The 21,070-nt window shown below is 38.9% G+C and carries 17 protein-coding genes and 1 riboswitch; of the genes, 4 read left to right on the top strand and 13 right to left on the bottom strand.

Annotated elements, in window-relative coordinates; translation table 11 throughout:
* Window positions 1–269: 269 nt before the first annotated feature.
* The 4 genes from metF to J2X77_RS18465 form a co-directional block, all read right to left on the bottom strand.
* The gene (metF, locus tag J2X77_RS18480; RefSeq protein ID WP_209578549.1) at window positions 270–1,226 is read right to left on the bottom strand and encodes a methylenetetrahydrofolate reductase [NAD(P)H]; all 957 of its coding nucleotides are present in this window, start codon (window positions 1,224–1,226) and stop codon (window positions 270–272) included.
* Window positions 1,227–1,297: 71 nt separating this feature from the next.
* A riboswitch (SAM riboswitch) is annotated at window positions 1,298–1,400 on the bottom strand.
* 176 nt (window positions 1,401–1,576) lie between these two features.
* Complete coding sequence (locus J2X77_RS18475; protein WP_209578548.1) at window positions 1,577–2,428, bottom strand: hypothetical protein; 852 nt, start codon at window positions 2,426–2,428, stop codon at window positions 1,577–1,579.
* Between the two features lie 99 nt (window positions 2,429–2,527).
* On the bottom strand, window positions 2,528–3,052 hold the full coding sequence (rimM, locus tag J2X77_RS18470; protein ID WP_293884091.1) for a ribosome maturation factor RimM: 525 nt from the start codon (window positions 3,050–3,052) through the stop codon (window positions 2,528–2,530).
* Window positions 3,053–3,170: 118 nt separating this feature from the next.
* A complete protein-coding gene (locus J2X77_RS18465; RefSeq protein WP_209578546.1) occupies window positions 3,171–3,692 on the bottom strand; it encodes a 30S ribosomal protein S16 in 522 nt (173 codons plus the stop codon).
* A 365-nt stretch (window positions 3,693–4,057) separates the two neighbouring features.
* Between J2X77_RS18465 and J2X77_RS18460 the strand changes: the two genes are divergently transcribed.
* Together J2X77_RS18460 and J2X77_RS18455 are read left to right on the top strand one after the other, a co-directional pair.
* Complete coding sequence (locus tag J2X77_RS18460) at window positions 4,058–7,411, top strand: exodeoxyribonuclease V subunit beta (protein WP_209578545.1); 3,354 nt, start codon at window positions 4,058–4,060, stop codon at window positions 7,409–7,411.
* A 7-nt stretch (window positions 7,412–7,418) separates the two neighbouring features.
* Window positions 7,419–10,298 carry a PD-(D/E)XK nuclease family protein gene (locus tag J2X77_RS18455; RefSeq protein ID WP_209578544.1) on the top strand — a complete coding sequence of 960 codons (2,880 nt, stop codon included), beginning with the start codon at window positions 7,419–7,421 and terminating at the stop codon, window positions 10,296–10,298.
* A 92-nt stretch (window positions 10,299–10,390) separates the two neighbouring features.
* Here the strand turns inward: J2X77_RS18455 and J2X77_RS18450 are convergent, their stop codons facing one another.
* The 3 genes from J2X77_RS18450 to J2X77_RS18440 all read right to left on the bottom strand — a co-directional run bounded on the left by J2X77_RS18450 (window position 10,391) and on the right by J2X77_RS18440 (window position 13,343).
* The gene (locus tag J2X77_RS18450) at window positions 10,391–11,260 is read right to left on the bottom strand and encodes a cupin-like domain-containing protein (RefSeq protein ID WP_209578543.1); all 870 of its coding nucleotides are present in this window, start codon (window positions 11,258–11,260) and stop codon (window positions 10,391–10,393) included.
* Between the two features lie 327 nt (window positions 11,261–11,587).
* Window positions 11,588–12,358 (bottom strand): uroporphyrinogen-III synthase, encoded by a 771-nt coding sequence (locus tag J2X77_RS18445; protein ID WP_209578542.1) that lies wholly within the window; start codon window positions 12,356–12,358, stop codon window positions 11,588–11,590.
* Window positions 12,359–12,368: 10 nt separating this feature from the next.
* The gene (locus tag J2X77_RS18440) at window positions 12,369–13,343 is read right to left on the bottom strand and encodes a DUF4271 domain-containing protein (protein ID WP_209578541.1); all 975 of its coding nucleotides are present in this window, start codon (window positions 13,341–13,343) and stop codon (window positions 12,369–12,371) included.
* Window positions 13,344–13,466: 123 nt separating this feature from the next.
* Here J2X77_RS18440 and J2X77_RS18435 point away from each other — a divergent pair, with 123 nt between their 5' ends.
* Window positions 13,467–14,051, top strand: a complete 585-nt coding sequence (locus J2X77_RS18435) for a DNA-3-methyladenine glycosylase I (protein WP_293938086.1) — start codon at window positions 13,467–13,469, stop codon at window positions 14,049–14,051.
* A 100-nt stretch (window positions 14,052–14,151) separates the two neighbouring features.
* Here the strand turns inward: J2X77_RS18435 and hpt are convergent, their stop codons facing one another.
* Window positions 14,152–14,691 (bottom strand): hypoxanthine phosphoribosyltransferase, encoded by a 540-nt coding sequence (gene hpt, locus J2X77_RS18430; protein WP_209578539.1) that lies wholly within the window; start codon window positions 14,689–14,691, stop codon window positions 14,152–14,154.
* A 27-nt stretch (window positions 14,692–14,718) separates the two neighbouring features.
* Window positions 14,719–16,893: a transglycosylase domain-containing protein gene (locus J2X77_RS18425; protein WP_209578538.1), complete on the bottom strand. Its 2,175-nt coding sequence runs from the start codon at window positions 16,891–16,893 to the stop codon at window positions 14,719–14,721.
* A 292-nt stretch (window positions 16,894–17,185) separates the two neighbouring features.
* Here J2X77_RS18425 and J2X77_RS18420 point away from each other — a divergent pair, with 292 nt between their 5' ends.
* A complete protein-coding gene (locus J2X77_RS18420) occupies window positions 17,186–18,250 on the top strand; it encodes an Mrp/NBP35 family ATP-binding protein (protein WP_209578537.1) in 1,065 nt (354 codons plus the stop codon).
* 83 nt (window positions 18,251–18,333) lie between these two features.
* Here J2X77_RS18420 and J2X77_RS18415 read toward each other — a convergent pair whose 3' ends face one another.
* The 4 genes from J2X77_RS18415 to J2X77_RS18400 all read right to left on the bottom strand — a co-directional run bounded on the left by J2X77_RS18415 (window position 18,334) and on the right by J2X77_RS18400 (window position 20,856).
* Window positions 18,334–19,101: an exodeoxyribonuclease III gene (locus tag J2X77_RS18415; RefSeq protein WP_209578536.1), complete on the bottom strand. Its 768-nt coding sequence runs from the start codon at window positions 19,099–19,101 to the stop codon at window positions 18,334–18,336.
* Window positions 19,102–19,175: 74 nt separating this feature from the next.
* Entirely contained in the window at window positions 19,176–19,934 is a 759-nt protein-coding gene (locus J2X77_RS18410) for a peptidylprolyl isomerase (RefSeq protein WP_209578535.1), read from the bottom strand.
* A 56-nt stretch (window positions 19,935–19,990) separates the two neighbouring features.
* The gene (locus tag J2X77_RS18405) at window positions 19,991–20,338 is read right to left on the bottom strand and encodes a hypothetical protein (RefSeq protein ID WP_209578534.1); all 348 of its coding nucleotides are present in this window, start codon (window positions 20,336–20,338) and stop codon (window positions 19,991–19,993) included.
* Window positions 20,339–20,409: 71 nt separating this feature from the next.
* Window positions 20,410–20,856, bottom strand: a complete 447-nt coding sequence (locus J2X77_RS18400) for a low molecular weight protein-tyrosine-phosphatase (protein ID WP_209578533.1) — start codon at window positions 20,854–20,856, stop codon at window positions 20,410–20,412.
* Window positions 20,857–21,070 lie beyond the last annotated feature (214 nt).

Below are 21,070 nucleotides of genomic sequence, written 5' to 3'. Positions count from 1 at the left end.
AGTAGAGAATTTATTCTGTTGTACGTCATAAGGTCAATTGGTCTTCTATTAAAATCCTTTTTAGGACTTTAAGTTAAAAAGTTATCCTGATTCCAATATGTTAATTAACACTATTTAACACAAGTACCTGACAATAAACACACTGACACTTGCACGCACGCAAATGACTCCGTTACCAACACGACGACTCGGCTATAAGGTCAATTATAGGATATCTTAACAATGAAAAAGGGAGCTTATCAGCTCCCTTTCGCGGGTATTTTTATGAGTTAGGCTAGTTTTTCTACAATTTTCTTTGTTGGACCCGGATTACTCATCGTATAGAAATGTAAAACCGGAGCACCAAACTTGATCAGCTCCTGACATTGTTGTACTAACCACTCTTCTCCGACTTGTCTGACGTCGGCATTCGTTTTACATTCCGAAACAGCATCGCTCAGTTCTTCTGGAATATCGAGATGAAATATTCGTGGTAAGGTCACGAGCTGCTTTTTAGTTGTCAGTGGCTTTAATCCTGGAATAATAGGCACATGTATTCCATTATCTCTACATTTAGTAACAAATTCCTTATATTTTTCGACATTAAAGAACATTTGAGTTACAATAAATTCCGCCCCCATATCGACTTTTTGTTTCAGATATTTAAAGTCAGTATTAAAATTTGGCGATTCAAAGTGTTTTTCGGGGTAACCTGCTACACCGATGCAAAAATCAGTCTTTTCCGATGTGACAATATCCTCATGCAGATACTTTCCTTTATTCATATCAGCAACCTGTTCCAATAGGTCTGTTGCAAAAGCATGTCCACCATCCGTCGGAATAAAATCAGCATCGCCCTTACGTGCATCTCCGCGCAATACTAAGACATTATCTATACCCAGGAAGTTCAAATCGATCAGTGCATTTTCGGTTTCCTCCTTAGTAAAACCACCACATATCAAATGGGGCACAGCATCAACTTTATATTTATTCATGATTGCTGCACATATCGCCACTGTCCCAGGACGTTTGCGATAGGAAACGCGTTCCAGTAATCCACTTGCATGCTCTTTATAGATATAATCTTCCCGGTGGTAAGTTACGTCGATAAAAGGAGGTTTAAACTCCATCAGTTCATCCATGGTTTTAAAAATACTTTGGATGCCCTGCCCTTTCGCCGGTGGCAATAGCTCAAAAGAAAATAATGTTTTTCCTTTGGCATTCTGGATATGATCGATAATCTTCATTAAAAAACTGTTTTTTAGTTTGGTTGGCTTATATCGAAACGCACACGTCGAGGAATCGTTTATCTTCATGTAACTTATCTTTCCCACATGGAGTAGGGTAGAATTTAGCACCTTGAACAATACAGGTTGCTAAGGCTTCAACGGGTCTATTCCCTCGGCCTTTCTCTATAAGCGTTGCTAATATCGTTTTAAAAAATCAAAAGACAAAAATATTTTTTCGAAAAGACTAAAATGGCACCGAAAATAGGGCAATAAGACCTTTGGGCTCTGCTTACACGCAACAAAAGAAATGTATGCACCACCAAAAAATGTTAAAAAAACAGGCGAAAGTAAGGATCGAGAATCATTGGCTAAAGATGCGCTGCCAGGGAATTCCGTAGATTTTTGAGATAAAATGTGATTAATAAAAGTCCTGTTACGTGGTATTCCTCTTTCGATGCATATTTAAAGCCATCAAATAAATAGCGATAGGCGATCAATGCATCTTGTTCATTGTAAAACAACTCTTTCCAAGATTCCGGCACATCTGTCCACGCCTTGAGCACAATACCGTTCTCAGCATAAATAATTGGCGATTCAACACCATCCATTCGATAATCGTGATGTGTACCAGAACTTGATATATGTTGAAAGTAAGCGATGGAATAATCAACAAAATTCAATGCCCTCGCCTTGACCTCCTTTTCACTTTCTGCTCTTACGGGAGCATTCCGCCACAAATTCACTTGACTGTCAAATTTGCTTGGTGTCTCGCGTATAGGGGTTTTATCTAAGGCAAAGTTGAGATAAAGTCTTTCGGTAGTAGGTACACGCGCTGAGTTAAACTGTGAAAAATCACCTCTTAGCTGAATAAAATCTTTTTTTACCTTAACAATATCCAATGCGATGCTACCTTTTTTCTCGTCGGTCAACTCTAATCTGTCACCATTGAATCTATACTTTCCGAAGAGTAATATATCGTCGAGCGCCAAGACAAAGCGGTCTTTATTATGGAGTGAGAGAAAGGACCGATATAAAGTAGGATCATTCCCATAGGTATTTGCCTCCACATTCTGGGGAGATTCTCTCTTAAGTTTATGATATTGCTCATTCGAATAGCCCAATATCATCTGATAATTACCTTCAGGAAACTCCTTTTTCTTTCCAAAGAAAGCACAAGAAGACAGTGAAAATAGGAATAGCAGGAGTAATAACGATTTCAAAATCAATTAATAATTATGGCAAAATAATATATGCCAATATAATAAATTACTGCGATAGTCTATGAAAGGCTATTCATTTATATAAGCCTAAGGATATACTTATTCTTTATACAGATCCACTAAGCCTTCTGGCAATTCAACTTCAATAATCTCCTCTTCGCCATCAATACCTAAGATCAAATCGTCCGAAAGTGGGAACATCAGCTCCTTGCCATCCATATCTACGGTAGCAACAAATTGTTGTGGAAACTCCTGAACATCTGTTATTCTCCCCAGTTCACCATGGTTTTCATCAATTACTAAAAAACCGATTAAATCCGTATATCTAAAATCATCTGGATCACGCTCCGGCATTTTATCATTGGAAAGATATAGCTTTTTACGTACAAGTATTTGAGCCTTATCAATATGATCCACATCCTCGAATGTCACATAAGCGGTACTGTTCTTTTGAAATTTGATGGCGTCAACAAAATAAGGAACAAGCTTTTTGTTCACTTCCACGAAGACGACATCCATATCCAAACTCTCGTATTCTTCGAATTCAAAAAATAGCTGTACTTCTCCTTTAAGCCCTCTTGTTTTGCTGATATAACCGATGTAAAAGCTTTGATCAATAGTCATATTTTCGTATTTAGCAATTAGATGTAAGACATGATAATGGCAAACTATAGCCTATAGGCTGTTTCAAAAAAAGCCGGCTCAAGGTTGAGTCGGCTTTCTCGAATACTTTATGAAAGAATTAACCTTCAGTTTCTTCTGATGCAGGAGCTTCAGTCTCTTCAGCAGGAGTTTCTTCCGCTACAGGAGCATTTTTAGCAGCTACAGCAGCAGCTTTTTCTTCTTTTTTCTTAGCTTCAGCAGCTAAAGCAGCATTTCTAGCATCAGCTTTAGTTTGTGCTAAACCATCTTTTTTACCAGAGATTCTTGCATCATTAGCTTCAGTCCAGGCTGCAAATTTAGCTTCAGCAGCAGCTTCATCAAAAGCACCTTTTTTCACACCACCTTGCAAGTGTTTTTTGTAAAGAACACCTTTGTAAGAAAGGATAGCGCGAGCTGTGTCAGTCGGTTGAGCACCTTTGTTCATCCAGTCCAAAGCTTTTTCAAAATCCAAAACGATCGTTGCTGGATTAGTGTTTGGGTTGTAAGAACCAATACGTTCAATGAATTTACCGTCACGTGGAGCGCGAGAATCCGCTACGACTACGTGGTAAAAAGGACGTCCTTTTTTACCGTGTCTTTGCAATCTGATTTTAGTTGCCATTTTTTAATTTATTTTATGTATTCAACATATCCCCCGAGCTTCATACTAGAGGGGGATGCAAAGATAGTTATTTTTTTCTATTCATAAACATAATTTTATAAACTTCGCTGAAAATGACATCCTTAACACCTTGAACACCCCTTTTAGAACAGATCTCATTGCACCAGCTCTGCCGTCAACACCTAAAGTAATGTGTACAGCTGTTGGCTTCGCCCGAAGGCAACACCTACTCATATTACGACACCAGTATATATCATAAAACAACAATTTGGTTAATAAATAAGAATCAAATTAAGTCTGCTTTCTCAATTAAAATAATCTTCCCCATTTTTGCCAATTCACTTTTTACTTTCTACCTTCATTCTATGAAATCCGTTGCGCCATTAAAAATACTAAAAGCTTCAGCCGGTTCGGGGAAAACCTTTAGCTTGACTTTACATTATCTCACCCTTCTCCTATCCAACGAGAATAGCTACAAGGAAATTTTGGCGGTGACATTCACCAATAAGGCAACTGCCGAAATGAAGGAACGTATCCTATCGGTACTCCATGGCCTGGCAACAGGCCATCCTAGCCCTAAAATTGAAGATTTCAGAAAGTTATTACTGGCACAACAGCCAGGTTGGACTTCACATCTTGTGCAGGAGAAAGCTCACCGTGTTTATCGCCGTATCTTACATGATTATAGTCATTTTACGATAAGTACAATTGATGGTTTCTCCCAAAAGGTCATCCGCGCGTTTACATATGAACTTAATCTTGATGCGGCTTACAAGATTGAAATGAATGTCAATAAAGTGAAAAATGAGCTGACAGTTATGCTCAATCAATTACTGGATGAGCGCCCCGATCTACTCGATTGGATTATAACTTATGCTGAAAAGAAGATAGCAAAAAATGAAAATTGGAACTACCGTCAGCAATTAATGAGTTTGGCGAGCCTTATTTTTTCTGAAAATTTCCAGGAATTTGATAGTTATATCAACTCGGCAAACCCCAAGGAGGTTTTTAATCTCCTTAATCTGGAGATTGAACAGAAGATAAGCGCATTTACCGAAGCGCTATCCATGACAATTGAAGCGTTTAGTGAGACATTCAAAAAATTCAACCTCACTGAAAGTGACCTGAAGGGTAAATCGCGCAATAAGATAATCTCAGCTAGCAAAACCAGTAAAAAGACGGAAAAACTCAGCGCTTCTGAAATTGCCAAGATAATAGAAAAATACCTTCTGTTAATCGACAATGAAGATGCTTTTACGGATAGTGACAAAAATATACGTCATGATCTTATGGCTGCGTTCAGCCCTATCTGGGCGTCCTTCCAAAAGTTACACGACAACCTATCTGCTTACATTGCCTATCAAGCCGTACAGAATAACCTCTATTACCTGCGTTTACTCAAAGAAATGAGCGATTTACTGACACAGTGGCGACGCGACAATGGTGCCCAGTTAATTTCCGATTCTCAGATTCTGTTAAACAAACTCGGACTTGATGAAAATAGCGACCCAACATTTATCTGGGAGAAAATCGGCAATCGCTTTAACTACTTTTTGTTTGACGAATTTCAGGATACTTCGCGCATTCAATGGAAAAACTATAGTCCGCTACTGATCAATGCATTGGCAGATGCCAAAGGTACTGTCAGCGAACACCTGATTGTAGGTGATGTTAAACAAAGCATCTATCGCTGGCGGAATGGCGATTGGCGAATTTTACTCCAACAGGTAGAACAACAAATTGTCCATGCCTTTCACTTGGACAACGATAGCAAAACAACCTTTATCGAAAACGGAAGTCTCGATACCAATTTTAGAAGTCTTCCAAATATTATTCATTTAAACAATTACCTATTTAACAGTATTCCAAAACATTTGCAACAGGTATTAAATGAAAAAGTATCCGAAAGCCTGGATGAAGAAGGCAAACAGTGGTGGGCTTCCTCAGGCAATGATAGCATGCTTGTCAAAGCGTATGAAAACAGCCAACAGGAGGTGCCTGAACATAAAAAAGGAAAACTTGACCAATTAGGTTCCATTGAGATCTCCTACATTCCCGTTGCTGATGGACGCTACAGACGAAATCAGGTTATCGAAGAATCACTTGTAAATTTATGCCAAAAAATAAGCGGATGGCTACTCGACGAACGCTATCAACCCCAACAGATCGGTATTTTAGTGCGTAGTAATTCGCAAGCCAAGTTGGTTATCCAGAAACTCATGGATTTCAAAAAACAGCAACAGCTCACGTTTGAAGTCATATCAGGAGATGCGCTGTCGCTAGCCAGCAATGATGCCGTTTTACTACTGATCGAAACGCTGAAAGCATTAGTCTATAATTCGGAGAAACATACCATTCATAAAGCAAAGATAGTCTATCTCTATCAGCATATACAGAATAATACGACCGTTGATCAGAATGCATGGTTAAAATTTGCCACAAATGACATCCATGAGCTTAAAGATTTTCTACCTCAAGCCTTAATTGACTCTTGGGAAATGGCACAGAAACAGCCATTGGTCCACTTGATTGAAAAGCTTATCGAAATCTACGGTTTCACAACCACGGACAATATTCACCTCCCTTACCTGCTCGCATTCAAAGATATGATCTCAACGTTTTCCACGAATGGCGAACGTGGCATTATACAATTCTTAGAGTTCTGGGAAGAAGATGGCAACCGGGCTGTACTCCCTTCCAATGGAGAAATCAATGCGATTGAGGTAACGACGATACACAAATCAAAAGGGCTGGCTTATGACGTGGTCATGATTCCATTTTGTTCATGGGATCTCGACGGCATGATCAACGGCGATTTTTGGATTGAAACATCCGAAACTCCATTTGCCCAATTGGGAAAAATTCCAATCAAATACACATCTACCGTCGGCAAATCTATATTTTTCAAACAATATTTTGAAGAGATGCTATTCAACTACATGGACGCCCTTAATACGTTCTATGTGGCAACAACCCGCGCCGTTGAACACCTTTATATTACTGCTCCGTGCTTTAAAGAATCCGTCGACAAAAAGACAGGAGAGATTACAGGCTATGATAAGAAAGACGAATACATCAGCGATGTGCTCTTCCAAGTCTTAGAGACTCCAGAATCCCCGTTTAAACTCGAAAATAAAGTCTTATATATTGATCAGATAATCCAAAAAAGAAAAGCGAAGTTTCGAAATGACCGTATTATTTCGTTAAGCCATTATCCCATTTCCAAAGAACTGGAAATGGCTTTAGAAAAAGCGAGTACGCGCAGTATCAATGATATTCTGATGTTGGAAAAAGCGGCACAGTATGGCATATTGGCACATGATATTATGGCTCAGATTTCAAACGAAGAAGACATCCATAAACTGGTTGGCCAACTGATCCAGGAAGGTATCCTTTCCAAGGAGGAGCAGCCCTTCCTCATGCAGGAGATCAATCAAATCTGGAAGCATCCCATCATTAATAAATGGCTTACCGGAAACTATAAGATCTGGAATGAGGCCAGTATCATTACCGCCAAGGGCGAAACCATTCGGCCGGATAAAGTCTTCACTTCCAAAGAGGAAACAATCGTACTCGATTTCAAGTTTACGCAGACAGATTATATCGGACATCAGTATCAAGTCGATAACTACAAAAAAAATCTAGAGAATCTAGGCTACAACAATGTTAGGGCCTTTCTCTATTATGCAAAATCAAATCAATTAATTGAAGTAAAATAATAGCACGATGCAGACAGCCTTTCTAAAATTAGTAGCAACAGATATTCAAAAACGTTTTGGAAACGATCTGAGTGAGATTGCCATCGTCTTTAATAATAAACGCCCGATTACCTATCTCAAAAAACATCTTTCTGAAGTATATGGACAGGCGATCTGGTCTCCTCAGTTTTTTACGATTCAGGAATTTTTTAGACGTTCGACCGATGATACCGAAGCCAGTCCTTTGGCACAATTTTTCCACCTTTTTAATATCCATAATGAGTTATTGGTGATTGAAGGAAAACAACCAGAAACGTTGGAAGAGTTTTACCCAATTGCCGAAATAATACTGAGTGACTTCGGCCAGCTCGATTATGATCTTGTGCCTATTGAGCAGATCTATCTAGAACTTTATGACAACACCAAAATCGACATTGTTTTTCAACATCTAACCCAAGAACAGCAAGGATTTATACGTCAATTTTGGCAGTCTTTTTCCATTGCTGGACATAGTGGCGTACAAGAGCGCTTTCTACAACTTTGGAAAAGACTACCTGTATTGTATAATCGATTTAAAGAAAAGCTTAAAGCAGAAGGACAAACCAACTATCCAACCATTTACCGCGATTTAGCTGAAGGCAAGGCTACGCATCAGCAATTTGCATCATCCTACCAACATATCCTTTTTGTCGGTTTCAATGCATTAAACAAAGTCGAAGCAAAATTATTCAGACAATGGCAGGAGGAAGGCCGCGCCCTATTTTACTTTGATGCCGATGCCTATTATCTGGAAGACACCATGCAGGAGGCCGGGCTATTTATTCGTCGAAATATTTTCCAAACAGGCTTGGTCAACGCCCTCGGCGATAGCCCGAATATTATTGGCAATAGAACTTCAACCGTAAATCTATATGCTAGCACCGGGAAGATCAGCCAAACAAAATTACTGCATGATATCCTCGAACAGCACAAGAATATGGAGGAGACGTCCGCTATTCTTCTAGCAGATGAAAATTTACTTGTCCCTTTACTGCAAAGTTTACCAGATGTAAAACCTAATATCACTACGGGCTACCCCTTGACGCAGTCTCCTATTTATGGCATACTGGATCTATGGATGGAGGTACATTTGGAGATATCACAGTTTAAAAGACGGAAACTTCCCTATCAAATCATAGAGACCTTCATAAATCATCCCCTGAGTATGGTTTCCTTGGCAGATAAACTTCAGATTCAGAAAGAGATTGCCGACAAACAACTCTTCGAGATCACATTGGAAGAGCTTCATTTCAAAAGCTCCTTACCACAATTTTTTGTACCTATCGAAAATTCAGCTCATTTGGTACCAGCGCTCATCCTGCTCGTCGATGATTTGTTACATAGTATCTCATCTCAAGAGCGCATCCGCCAAATTGACAACAATCTCCTAATCGAAACAAAAAAAATCCTGAACCAGCTTTTACTAGGCTTTGAAACTGTTGCCCCGTTAAGTATCAGCTTCCAGATCGGTTTGATAAAAAAAGCCATTGCTCCCATAAATTCTGCCATAGAAGGGAACCCACTCGAAGGCATACAAATCATGGGGCTCTTGGAAAGCCGCTGTTTAAATTTTGACAACATCTATATCCTGGGAGCTAATGAGGGTATTCTACCCAAAACATCCAATTCACCGACCTTTATACCCAATAGTCTGAGGAGCGCGTACGGTCTTCCTATATTGGAAAATCAGAATGCCCTATCGGCCTATTTGTTTTATCGTCATTTTCAATACAGTAAGGGAATACATATTTTCTACAATGGTTTAGTTGACGAAAGCTCCACTGGTGAAGAAAGCCGGTTTATCAAACAGTTAGAATTTGAAAGCAAATTTCAGTTTGACCGAAAAGTTCAACAACAGCCCATCCAATTTGCAGATAAAGCGCAAGAGATTGTTATCCAAAAGCGGGGCGAAATATGGAAAAAAATGTACGAGGACTTTATCGTTAACCAGAAAAAGATATCGGCGACCGCACTGACGACATACCTCCAATCTCCATTACAGTTTTTCCTAAAACATATTGCCAACATTAAAGAGCCACCTTCACTCTCTCAGGAATTTGAAATGAATAAGCTCGGAACAGTCATCCATAATGTCATGGAGGATATATTTTTACCCTTCAAAGGGAAACAGGAGTTTACATCAACACATATGCTACGCGGGCAGATAGACCGTATCGAAGCATATGTGACCCGAGAAATAGGCATTCAATATCAGATTGAATTAAAAGAAGAAAAGGACTTAAATAGCTTGCAGCGGATCATGCTGAAAATTGCCTCCGAGTATGTCAAAATGTATCTCGAATATGACATCAATAACTATAAGTCATTTCGGATTATTGAACTTGAAAACGACACCGATTATATCTTACCATTCCCACTTCAAATCAATGGAGAGCAACATCAAGTCTCACTGTACGGTATTATTGACCGTGTAGACGAGGTAGTAACACACGACGACCGTATTATCAGTAGAATTGTCGATTACAAAACGGGCGGAGATTCGATTCTATTCAAAGAAATCGATCAGGTATTTGCTCCCAACACCGAAAATAAAGCCATGGTGCAGACGCTATTTTATGCCTATGTATTTGAACAGAAAACAGGGAGAAAACAACTTGAACCTCATCTCTACGTTGCGCGGAAAATGCGGGAAGAGGGAACCTTATTCAGTGGTAAAGAGGGAATATTGACCGATGAATTTCTCGCATTCCAAAAAGAGAATTTTATCAGATTCTTACGCGATATCCTACAAGAAATCTTTAATCCGGATGTTCCATTTCGGCATAATCCGGACACAATAGTTTATCCAAGCGATCCCTATACCTTATTTTATCGAGAAGCAAGCAAATGGGCCGAAGCAGAAGAATAAAAGGAACTACGGTTTGACAGGAGAGGTCAAAATAAACTTTTGTAATCAATACGTTAATATAGAAAGGGGACATTTGGTGTCCCTTTTCTATATTAACGTGCTTTTCTTTTTATTGCATTATTAGCGCGACGTTTCGCTGTATTGATTTTATAGTTGAACCAATGCCCTTTGAAGATCTTTCGCATCGTATTATCAAAATGTCTTGTGATAAACAAGTTGCGCGCACCCTTCAATTTCTCGCTGATTGAATTTGCTAAAGCCCTAACGGAAATTGAATACCCTTCAGTTTCATATTGAATATAATGCCACCATCCTGCGGGCATATACAAAGTCTCTCCAGGGTGAATAACTGCCTCGTAGCCATCCAAATACTTAATCCCAGGATATTCCTCTACATTACTGTATTTTGGATTAGCAATACTATGAAAATTGTATGGCAATTTGTACATCAAATCAGATTGATCATTTGGGAAAAGCCAAATACGCTTTAACCCCTGAAATTGAGAGATAAACACATGTGACATATCAATATCGAAATGATTACGGGTACTCGAACCTTCACCACCAAAGAACATAAATGGCAACCATTGCAATACCTTGCCACCTGTGACATCGTTATAAATAACGTCATGCTTCAGTTCAGGACGAATTTTAAGCAGATTGAACAAAAACAATCGTAACTCCGTAGGTTCTTTTGTAATCAGGTCCAAATATTCTGCAAATGTCATATGGCCAACAGGAGCGCTCGCAGCACGGTCCATCGATTCCTCCTCTTTTCCGTAGACATCTATTTTTATATCTCCTGCAATTTCTTTAAAGTAATCATAACTCCATTTCTTCCACGCTGGACTTTCTGCACTTATAAAATCTGATATAATGACAGGAAAACCTGGTTTCAGATAATTTTTTAGGAAGTCCTCTGATCGAATGCCCGAAATTTTATCAACTTGCTTTAACTTCACGACTGATTAATTTTGCTTAATTACAAACATAAAAAAATATTTCTACCAAATTTCAAAAATACCACCTATGCGTTATTTTACATAGAATGAATTATATCAAGCAATTTAATAGAAATATACTTAAAATCTCAATGACCTTCGTCATTTTATTATATTTTAACACCTCCGATCCAGCTAAACATCAGTCCATAGCTCAATAGACCAACATAAGGAAGCTTGTGTTTACCGATCTTATGCCCCAAAAGCCCTTAGCTTGCCAAGCTCTCTACAGATAACAAAAAAAAGGGTCTTAAGAACCCTTTTCCGTATTTACCTTTTGCTAGGCTATTATTTATTTACCTTTTTGATGTATTCTTCAACAGCCATAGTCATACTAGGAGCTTTTGGCGTTGGAGCAGGAATATCTAAAATCAATCCATGATCTAAAAGTGCCTGTTGAGTAGAAGCGCCGAACGCTGCAATCCTTGTATTATTCTGTTTAAAATCTGGGAAGTTATCATATAAAGACTGTACACTGGAAGGACTAAAGAACACGATAACATCGTAAAAAACATCCTTTAGGTCAGTCAAATCGCTTACAACAGTTCTAAAAAGCACAGCTGGTGTAAACTTATAGCCGTTTTGCTGTAACCAGTTCCTGGTCTCCTCATTCGCTACATCCGAACATGGAAATAGGAAATTCTCACTTTTGTGTTTTTTCAACACGTCTTCAAGGTCTTTCGCGGTCTGTTTACCAAAGAAAATCTTTCGTTTCCTATATTGAATATACTTTTGAAGATAAAGCGCAATGGTCTCCGAAATGCAGAAATACTTCATCTCTGCAGACACTTCAAATCGCATCTCTTCGCAAACTCTAAAATAATGATCTACAGCATTTCTACTTGTAAATATTACGGCAGAATAATCTGCCAAATTCACTTTATCCCTACGCACATCTTTGGCAGGAACTCCCTCTACGTGTATAAAACCTCGAAAATCTAATTTTAACCCGTATTTCTTTGCTAAATCATAATAAGGGGACTTATCGTTTTCAGGTTTCGGTAAAGTTACCAGTACACTTTTTACCTTCTTTGCTCTTTCTACGTCTGAAGTTTGCATATAACCACTTTTAGCTCAATAATCTTAATAGTATTAATATTGGTGCTATTTCTAGGCAACAAAGGTACAAAATTAAATAGGAAATTGAAAATTTATACATCGACATAATATGAGCCGCTGTCTTAAGAAATCGATAACAAAAAAGTAATGCCGCTCCAACAATGGCCAAGTGCAGTACAACACCTACCGATGTTAAGGGTACAAGACTCAATATTAATAGTACAGGAAGCATTAAAAAAAGTGTATTGAAATAAATCAGATACAGCACTGTCACATATTCCTTTACCAACTTCCTAATTTCAAACACAAAGGATAGAAATCGAATAAATCCGATTTTTAACGAAAATAAGCCGCCAACCATGCCCACCGTCTTCATATAATTGGAGAACGTGATAAAATCAAATCTATCTAACTCATAGGCATAGAATAGACTCACAAATAAGCCCAATGCTCCTGAAAATAATATAAATAGAAAAATAAAGGGCCATGACGTCAAGATGGTGTCCTCTTTGCTCACCGATAGCAACACCCGATCATCCCAATACCCCTGAAAAACCAATTTGATATCAGAAGGGAAAAATATCCGAATCATCCCAACACCAAAAATTAATGCAAGAACTGTGAAAAGTATCCAATTTTCCCGGTGAACTTTAAGTGTCCCATATTGTCTATCCAACTTGCTAGTTCGCAATTCTCCTTGAAAATATTGCTGCACATCGAAGCTATAAATATTATGAACCATTAACCCCTCCCTTTCCACTGTTACGATTCGATATTGATCCTGTAACGCTGGATTCAAGGATGCCAAAACTTCCTCATTAGGCGTTAAAAGCGAATCCTTTACAACATGTGTACTATCAATCCCAATTGTGCTACCGTCTTGAACAACGTTTCGATAAGTACGCCCCTGCGCATTCAATTTCGTTATTGCGAATAAAAGAAATAGTACAAATAGAATATGATATTTGAAAATAGCTGCGTTCATTAAAATGAATTGTCTTTTAACGGCAATGAAATATTCAAGAACCGTCTATAATCGAAACTCTTTAATTGTGGTCGTAAAGTTAGGATAAAAAGTTATATTGCATTCAAAAAATCTTCATAGAACATGCACAAAGAAATCACACGCTGCCAATGGTGCGGATCTGACGAACAATATGTTGCCTATCACGATAACGAATGGGGCCGACAAGTCAAAGATGATAAAACCTTATTCGAGTTTTTAGTATTAGAATCAGTACAAGCGGGATTAAGCTGGATTACTATCCTACGTCGAAGAACGGCATACCAAGAAGCTTTTGCTAACTTTGATGTCGATCAGGTAGCAAACTACAATAATGAAAATGTACAACAGTTACTCGCCGACTCTGGGATCATAAAACATCGCAATAAAATTGAGTCAACCATCACAAATGCGAGGCTTTTCAAAAAAGTCCAGGCCGAACATGGCAGCTTTTACAACTATTTATACAGCTTCTTACCCGAACAGCAGCCCATCGTAAACCATTGGTCTAGTTTACAACACGTACCAGCTACTACTGATATTTCTGATAAAATCGCCAAGGATATGAAGAAAAAAGGTTTTAAGTTTTTTGGATCTACCATCTGCTATGCCTACATGCAGGCCGTTGGAATGGTAAATGATCATGTTGAAACTTGCTCTTTTAAATATCCTGCAGATGCAGTATCATAAACACCAAAAAATACCAGTGCACTGCAATGTGAAATAGCGCAGTGCACTAAAAATCAAAGAAAACTTCTTTGTTTCAAACTCTTAGAACATCCAGTTTTTTCTAACCAGGTATGTTTTTATAGATATCGGGCAGATTCCGGCCTAGCCCGTTAAAGTCCATGCCATACCCGACCACAAATTCTTTACTTATTTCAAACCCAACATAATTCAATTCCTCGAAATGATATTGCAGCGCGTCAGGTTTCACCAAAAGCGCACAGGCAATGACACTCGTTGGATTTAATTTTTTTACCGCATCCAACGTATGTTTGAGTGAATGCCCAGAGTCTACAATATCTTCCACGATTATCACATCACGCCCTTCCAGATCAATACCAAGCCCTAAAAGCTCGTTTAACTCAGATTGGCCTGTTCCGATGTACGATGCCAATTTAATAAATGACATCTCGCACGGAACTTCAATTTGCTTGAGCAAGTCTGCCATAAACATAAAACATCCATTCAATACGCCTATAAAAATAGGCTGTTTATGCTCATAACGCAGACTTATATCGATACCCATCAGGCGAACACGCTTCTGAATCTGCTCCTCTTCAATGAGAGGCTCAAATAACAATCCGTCAATTTCTATGTTTCTCATGCTATTATTATTCTTTCATGACACACACTACTTTTGTGCATCCTTATCTTTTTCCTCTTTTTTACGCCCCAATATCTTGTCAAATAACGATCGCTTTGGCTTATCCTGCTCACCGGTTTCCTCGTCCTTCTTTTCCGTGAGATCCATTTTGTTTAATTTCTTTGGAACAGATACACTTTCGAGATTGTCGCCAGGAGGGCTGCTATCAAGACGATCGAACAACAACGGATCTTCTCCCATATCGAATATATCGACAGAATCCACCACAGCCGGTCTTGCTGCACGCAGGTGTGGTTGCAGAACAACCTCATAAAACCCATAATTTGAGGTTGTTGAATCCACGCTAATCTGTCCGGTTTTCGTCATAATATGACCGTAAGTATTAAAATACCGCAACATATTCCCTTTTAAGTGACCTGTCCAGTCAAAAAAGTTCAACCCTTTTTTAGGTCGTGGAACAATACTTGACAAAAATATACTCTCTCCAAGGCCTAATTGTGCTGGAGTTTTTCCAAAATAATAGCGTGCAGCTTCGGTAATGCCATAGACATTATTTCCCCATTCGATCACATTGAGATAAACCTCGTACATGCGTTTTTTGCTCACTTGCTGAGAGCGCTCCATCAGCCATACCAACAGAATTTCCTCCAGCTTCCGTACAACCGTCTTATTGCGATTTAGAAAAACATTTTTCACCAGCTGCATCGATATCGTGCTGGCTCCACGCTTAAATCCTTTTTCTTTGATGTTTGTAACAATGGACAATTTAAAAGCCTTCTCTTCGAAGCCCTTGTGTTTAAAGAAAAATGGGTCCTCGGTATTGATCAAGCTAATTTGCATATACCGGGAGATTTGATCGATAGGCGTAAAATTGCGATTCTGTGGGCCCACAACGATCTCCCGCATCGGCTTGCCATCTTCATAAGCGGTATACGTGAAAGGAGTGTTTAACATTGCAATATTAGCCTCTCCCCATTTCACGACCTTTAAATCCTTATCGTCCATTTTAGAAGAGAAAAGGAGATTTTCAGGCTTCTTAAATTCAAGAGCAAAATTCAGGTCATATTGAATGTGCCCCTCCACCTGAATTCCTTCCAGACCTGGAAACAATCCAACTGGTATAGCATCAAAAAAGTGTTGCGCTTCTATCTTATCCGTATGAATAGCCAAAAAGAGCTCTTTCTCGGGTTTGTGAATATATTTAACGTAGGGAGAAAACACAAAATTTTTGACCTTTACCGTACTTTCTTTGCTTACTTCGAGAGAAGACGCTCCGATATTCAGAGCCCCCTGCATTTGGGCCTCAGGAAAGATCACATCTTTACTAGAAATACGCCTATGATTTACTTTTAAATTTTTAAATCCCCATTGCCCATGCAGTTCCAGCAATTCCTTATTTCTTCTGTGTGCCTTATCCAATCGGAAGGATATTTCATCAAAACTTACAGCAAGACCAAATTTGCGTTGCAATAGGGGAAGATTTACGCCCTTCTTATCAGAAAAAAGACGGAGGTCACATTCTTGATTATCCGAATCAATTGTTCCCGTTAGATTCCAGGCGGCCTCATGATCGTTTAACAAAAATTTAGTTTCCATATCACCGCCATCGATCACAGCAGAAGGAATGACAACACGTTGTGAAGTGCTGTCATCACGATAAGAAAGTTCAAGGCTCTTCAGATCGAGATCATTGGGAATCTTAAAAAACACATTTTTCAACAATCGATCTGCCAAAGCTGCCAGATTCTGTTTCGGATTATCATTTTCTATTGTATCTTTCTTCTGCTTTTTAAACAGAAAATCGTAGTTACTAATTGAATCCTTTTTTATAAGAGAAACCGTACCGTGATCTAAAATAACCTGTCCCAACTTCACATCCCCGAATAATAAGGGCCATAATTTTACCGATACTGTCAGATCATTAATTTGAGCCAATTGGTCTCTATTTTTAGGCAATAGTTGGATATTCTTAAACTGTACAGCATTAATTCCACGGAAAGCATAGTATTGGATCTTCAAATCCAAATCATATTTTTCAAGCAACTTCGCTTTTGCTTTGTTGATTACCCCCATGAGCATCGCATCTCTTTTTTGATAAGCATACGCGCCAACTGCAAACGCCAAAACCAAAATAGCAGCTAAAGAGATATAAAGCCATCGCCATTTGCGGGACTTAAAAGATGTTATAAATCGATTGGACATAATTATTACTAAATGCAAACTCGTGCATATCAACAGTCAAACTTAGATAAATTTGGCTGTATATACAATTATAATTCACGGAAACGATGGTCGCTTTTATCCGTGACTTCAGTACGACAAATTTATTGACAAACGCATTAATTACATAAAAATGAAAATGTTCCAAGAAAGCGATCTTTCCTAAAAGCCAGCCCTATATCCAGTAACTTTAATCCCATTAAAAACAGAGAAATGACATGAAATTGATCCGCAATGAGTAGTTTTGTAATCCATGATTACAAATGAACAATAGATGGTTACCAAAGAACAAATATTAAATGCATTATCCTATGTAGAAGAGCCTGATTTGAAAAAGGATCTTGTCACATTGAATATGATTCAAAATATCGGGATCGAAGGTGAAAAAATTTCTTTCGATGTCATTTTAACTACTCCCGCTTGTCCGCTTAAGGACCATATTGAACACGCGTGCCGAAACGCCATCGCTCATTTCATCGACAAAAATCTCGAAGTTCAGATCAACATGACATCCAATGTGATCGGGAAACAAGGCGCACAGGTTTCAGGTATTAAAAACATCATCTTGGTCTCCTCAGGAAAAGGTGGAGTTGGAAAGTCAACTGTTGCCGCCAATTTGGCGCTTGCTCTCCATGCTAAAGGAGCTAAAACAGGACTTTTAGACGCTGACATCTATGGACCATCACTTCCGATTATGTTTGGCCTAGAGGGTGCTAAACCCGGATCAGTAGAAATGCCTGATGGCCAGGTTAAAATTGAACCGCTTGAAAAATTTGGACTAAAATTACTTTCAATCGGATTCTTCACCGACCCAAACCAGCCTATCCCATGGCGTGGCCCAATGACCACCTCTGCAATCAAGCAACTCTTTAATGATGCACACTGGGGTGAACTCGATTATCTAGTGGTTGATATGCCGCCAGGTACAGGCGACATCCATATTACCGTATCACAAACTTTCCCGATTGCGGGCGCAGTGATCGTCACTACTCCGCAGCAAGTTGCCCTAGCTGACGCTGTCAAAGGTATAGGTATGTTTTTAATGGATAGTATCAATATTCCGTTACTGGGCGTGGTGGAGAATATGGCTTATTTTACACCAGCGGAGCTTCCTGATAATAGATATTATATTTTTGGAAAAGACGGCGGAAAAAGGTTAGCTGAAGAATATAAAGTACCTTTCCTTGGCGAGATACCACTATTAAAGGGTATTTCTGATGCTGGAGATAATGGATTCCCCATTGCGATAGACAACGAAGATCCTGTAACAAAATCATTTCTGACGATTGCAGAAAAAGTTGCTCAGCAGCTTTCCATCATTCATAGTCAGTTAAAATAGCTATTCAAAAGGCAGTGCTGCTGCTGTTAATCATACAAAAGGCTTTCATGGGTATGAAAGCCTTTTGTATGATTAACATTTTATTAGAGCGCTAGCTCTAATACTACCGGGCAATGATCGGAATGCACAGCATCCGGCAATATACTGGAAGATTTGATATGATCGGCCAAAGACTTAGAAACCATATTATAATCAATGCGCCAACCCAAATTCTTTGCACGCGCTCCAGCACGATAACTCCACCAGGTATAATGGTGCGGATCTGGATTTAGATGGCGAAAAGAGTCAATATAACCTGAATTAATAAAATTCTCCATCCATTCGCGCTCTTCCGGAAGAAATCCCGAAGAGTTCGCATTTGATTTTGGATTATGAATATCGATGTCACGATGGCAAATATTATAGTCACCGCAGACAACCAGATTCGGCTTTTCCATCAAAAGCTTATCGCTATACAACTGAAAATCCTTCAAAAAGCGGTATTTAAAATCCTGTCTTACGTCCCCGGTTGTACCCGAAGGAAAATAGGTACTCATCACCGACAGTTGATCAAAATCAGCACGGATAATACGACCTTCAAAATCATAATCCTCATGACCACAACCGTACTCAATATGCTTAGGTGTCAGCTTGGTAAACAAGGCAACTCCGCTGTACCCCTTCTTTTGCGCTGGATACCAGTAATGCTCATAGCCCATTTCCTCCAGTAGGGCAACTTCGGGAATCTGATCAGGCGTAGCCTTAATCTCCTGAAGACAGATGACATCTGCATTTACAGCTTTCAACCAGCCCAACCAATCTTTCTTTAAGGCCGCACGCAAGCCATTCACATTATAAGTTACTATTTTCATTGTTTATTATTGTGATGCTAGATTATAGAAACAAGAAACCTTCTCAATCCCTTATATATTATTTCAACATAACATTAGTAGTCCTTTGAAGAGAATAAATCACCAATCTTTGAAAAGATACCCGTTTGAGGTTTTAAACCTTTAAGTTCACGCTCCAAGTTTAATGCTTCTCGCCTCGTAAGTACATGCATGTTCATTTTTTGATCGGTTTCTGGCCTATCATGCTGATCTGTCTTTACCGCTGCAATCTGATCGATAACATCTACACCTTTGACCAACTCACCAAATACTGTATAATTCCAGTCTAAATGGGGCGCACCACCAATAGTGGTGTATACCTGACGTTGAGTATCAGAAAATCTCTTGCCATTCATTCGGGTCTGCTCCAACCGATTGAGATCTTCAGGACTAAATACCTTTCCCTGAACAAGATAAAACTGAGAGCCTGACGAAGCTTTTTCAGGATTATTATCCCGGGCAGCTCCGATAGCACCTTTTTTGTGAAATAAACCATCCTGAATCTCCGCAGGAATGGTGTATCCAGGCCCCCCATTACCCAACTGAGCTCCGCCAACCGCATTTTTTGAGTCAGGATCACCGCCTTGAATCATAAAATTCTGAATGACGCGGTGGAACAGCGTCCCATCATAATATTGGCTTTTTGCCAATTTGACAAAGTTATCTCGATGTTTTGGCGTTTCATTATACAGCCGCACAATACAGATGCCCTTGTCAGTAACGATCTGTACATATTTAAATTCAGGTTTAGCCGCAAATGCCAAAACCTGTAAAAAGCAGAATACTGCAATTAAACTAGCTTTTAAAAATTTCATCTGTTAATAGTTCTACGTTCCCATTTGAACATTTAATTTTTCTCTTGACGTGATCGCTAGATAACATTTAATTCCTCAAAATAATCGATGATCAGAGACTTTATAATCAGTTCTTGTTCCAAAAGTGTATAGTTAGGAATTGGTTTTATTAATTCCCAGTGCGGCCATCCTTCCTCATCAAGACCTTTCAGCGTATAAAATCCCATCGCACTAAAAAGACGACAGGTGGCAATATGCATCAATTCTTCCTTTTCCCGCTTCGAGAATTTCTGGGCTCCCTTGCCCAATTCCTGAACACCAATGAGGAATAAGCACACCTTGATGTCTGGCTTTTCCATATCAAATAGTGCAGCAATCTCCTCCTGCAGGATAATCCATTTCTTGTTAACTTCAGCTGCCTTCATTTTTTTGATTTAAACAAACTAAGATAAGTTTGTGTTGATTTGCGAACAAATTTACATATAGAAGAATACATTTATGCTATTCGATTCCCTTCTTTGGCAATCACCTCTGCACAACGTTGGTCAATCATTTGAAAAACCGGATCAAACAAATTATCATCAAAATAGGGATCAGGAACAATATCGTCTCCTAGAAACAATTTAACCTTGTTCAGATCGGCTTTATCTATAACCTGAGCACAAACATCTTCATAATTTTGTCTATCCATGACAAATATCAGATCATATTCAGCAAAAAACTGTGGTTTAAAATGCCGGGCCCGCTGACCAGATATATCGATACCGTATTTCTTGGCAACTGCGATTGCCCTATGATCGGGTGCTTCACCAATGTGCCAATCACCTGTACCAGCCGATTCAACGACCCAGTTCAATTGTTTATCCAATGCCTTTTGCTTCAATATACCGTGTGCAAGGGGTGAACGACAGATATTCCCCAAACAAACCATTAAAATCTTCATTTTTATAACGTTTAAAAAGCTATACAATAAATACCACTACTGCTATGGAATTCGACTAATTCCGTAAAAACTCAATTAAATCAACTAGCCACCCCTTCGATTCATTAATAGCACTATATATCGTAGATTGCAAGTCCAAAAAGTCTGAGCTTATCAAGTGCCGAGTTGCTTCTGTACTTTTATTCCGCAAAATAGCTAAACTAAAATTATTAAC

Origin of the sequence: Sphingobacterium sp. 2149 (assembly GCF_031455655.1) — a bacterium.
Classification (GTDB): Bacteria; Bacteroidota; Bacteroidia; order Sphingobacteriales; family Sphingobacteriaceae; genus Sphingobacterium.
The sequence above is the reverse complement of the archived record's forward strand: the minus strand, read 5'-3'. Positions and strand labels throughout refer to the sequence as shown.

Bases quoted from the DNA above. Each gene is read 5' to 3' on its own strand.
- metF (WP_209578549.1), bottom strand. From the start codon at position 1,226: ATGAAGATTATCGATCATATCCAGAATGCCAAAGGAAAAACATTATTT.
- rimM (WP_293884091.1), bottom strand. From the start codon at position 3,052: ATGACTATTGATCAAAGCTTTTACATCGGTTATATCAGCAAAACAAGA.
- J2X77_RS18465 (WP_209578546.1), bottom strand. From the start codon at position 3,692: ATGGCAACTAAAATCAGATTGCAAAGACACGGTAAAAAAGGACGTCCT.
- J2X77_RS18460 (WP_209578545.1), top strand. From the start codon at position 4,058: ATGAAATCCGTTGCGCCATTAAAAATACTAAAAGCTTCAGCCGGTTCG.
- J2X77_RS18455 (WP_209578544.1), top strand. From the start codon at position 7,419: ATGCAGACAGCCTTTCTAAAATTAGTAGCAACAGATATTCAAAAACGT.
- J2X77_RS18445 (WP_209578542.1), bottom strand. From the start codon at position 12,358: ATGCAAACTTCAGACGTAGAAAGAGCAAAGAAGGTAAAAAGTGTACTG.
- J2X77_RS18440 (WP_209578541.1), bottom strand. From the start codon at position 13,343: ATGAACGCAGCTATTTTCAAATATCATATTCTATTTGTACTATTTCTT.
- J2X77_RS18435 (WP_293938086.1), top strand. From the start codon at position 13,467: ATGCACAAAGAAATCACACGCTGCCAATGGTGCGGATCTGACGAACAA.
- hpt (WP_209578539.1), bottom strand. From the start codon at position 14,691: ATGAGAAACATAGAAATTGACGGATTGTTATTTGAGCCTCTCATTGAA.
- J2X77_RS18425 (WP_209578538.1), bottom strand. From the start codon at position 16,893: ATGTCCAATCGATTTATAACATCTTTTAAGTCCCGCAAATGGCGATGG.
- J2X77_RS18420 (WP_209578537.1), top strand. From the start codon at position 17,186: ATGGTTACCAAAGAACAAATATTAAATGCATTATCCTATGTAGAAGAG.
- J2X77_RS18415 (WP_209578536.1), bottom strand. From the start codon at position 19,101: ATGAAAATAGTAACTTATAATGTGAATGGCTTGCGTGCGGCCTTAAAG.
- J2X77_RS18410 (WP_209578535.1), bottom strand. From the start codon at position 19,934: ATGAAATTTTTAAAAGCTAGTTTAATTGCAGTATTCTGCTTTTTACAG.
- J2X77_RS18405 (WP_209578534.1), bottom strand. From the start codon at position 20,338: ATGAAGGCAGCTGAAGTTAACAAGAAATGGATTATCCTGCAGGAGGAG.
- J2X77_RS18400 (WP_209578533.1), bottom strand. From the start codon at position 20,856: ATGAAGATTTTAATGGTTTGTTTGGGGAATATCTGTCGTTCACCCCTT.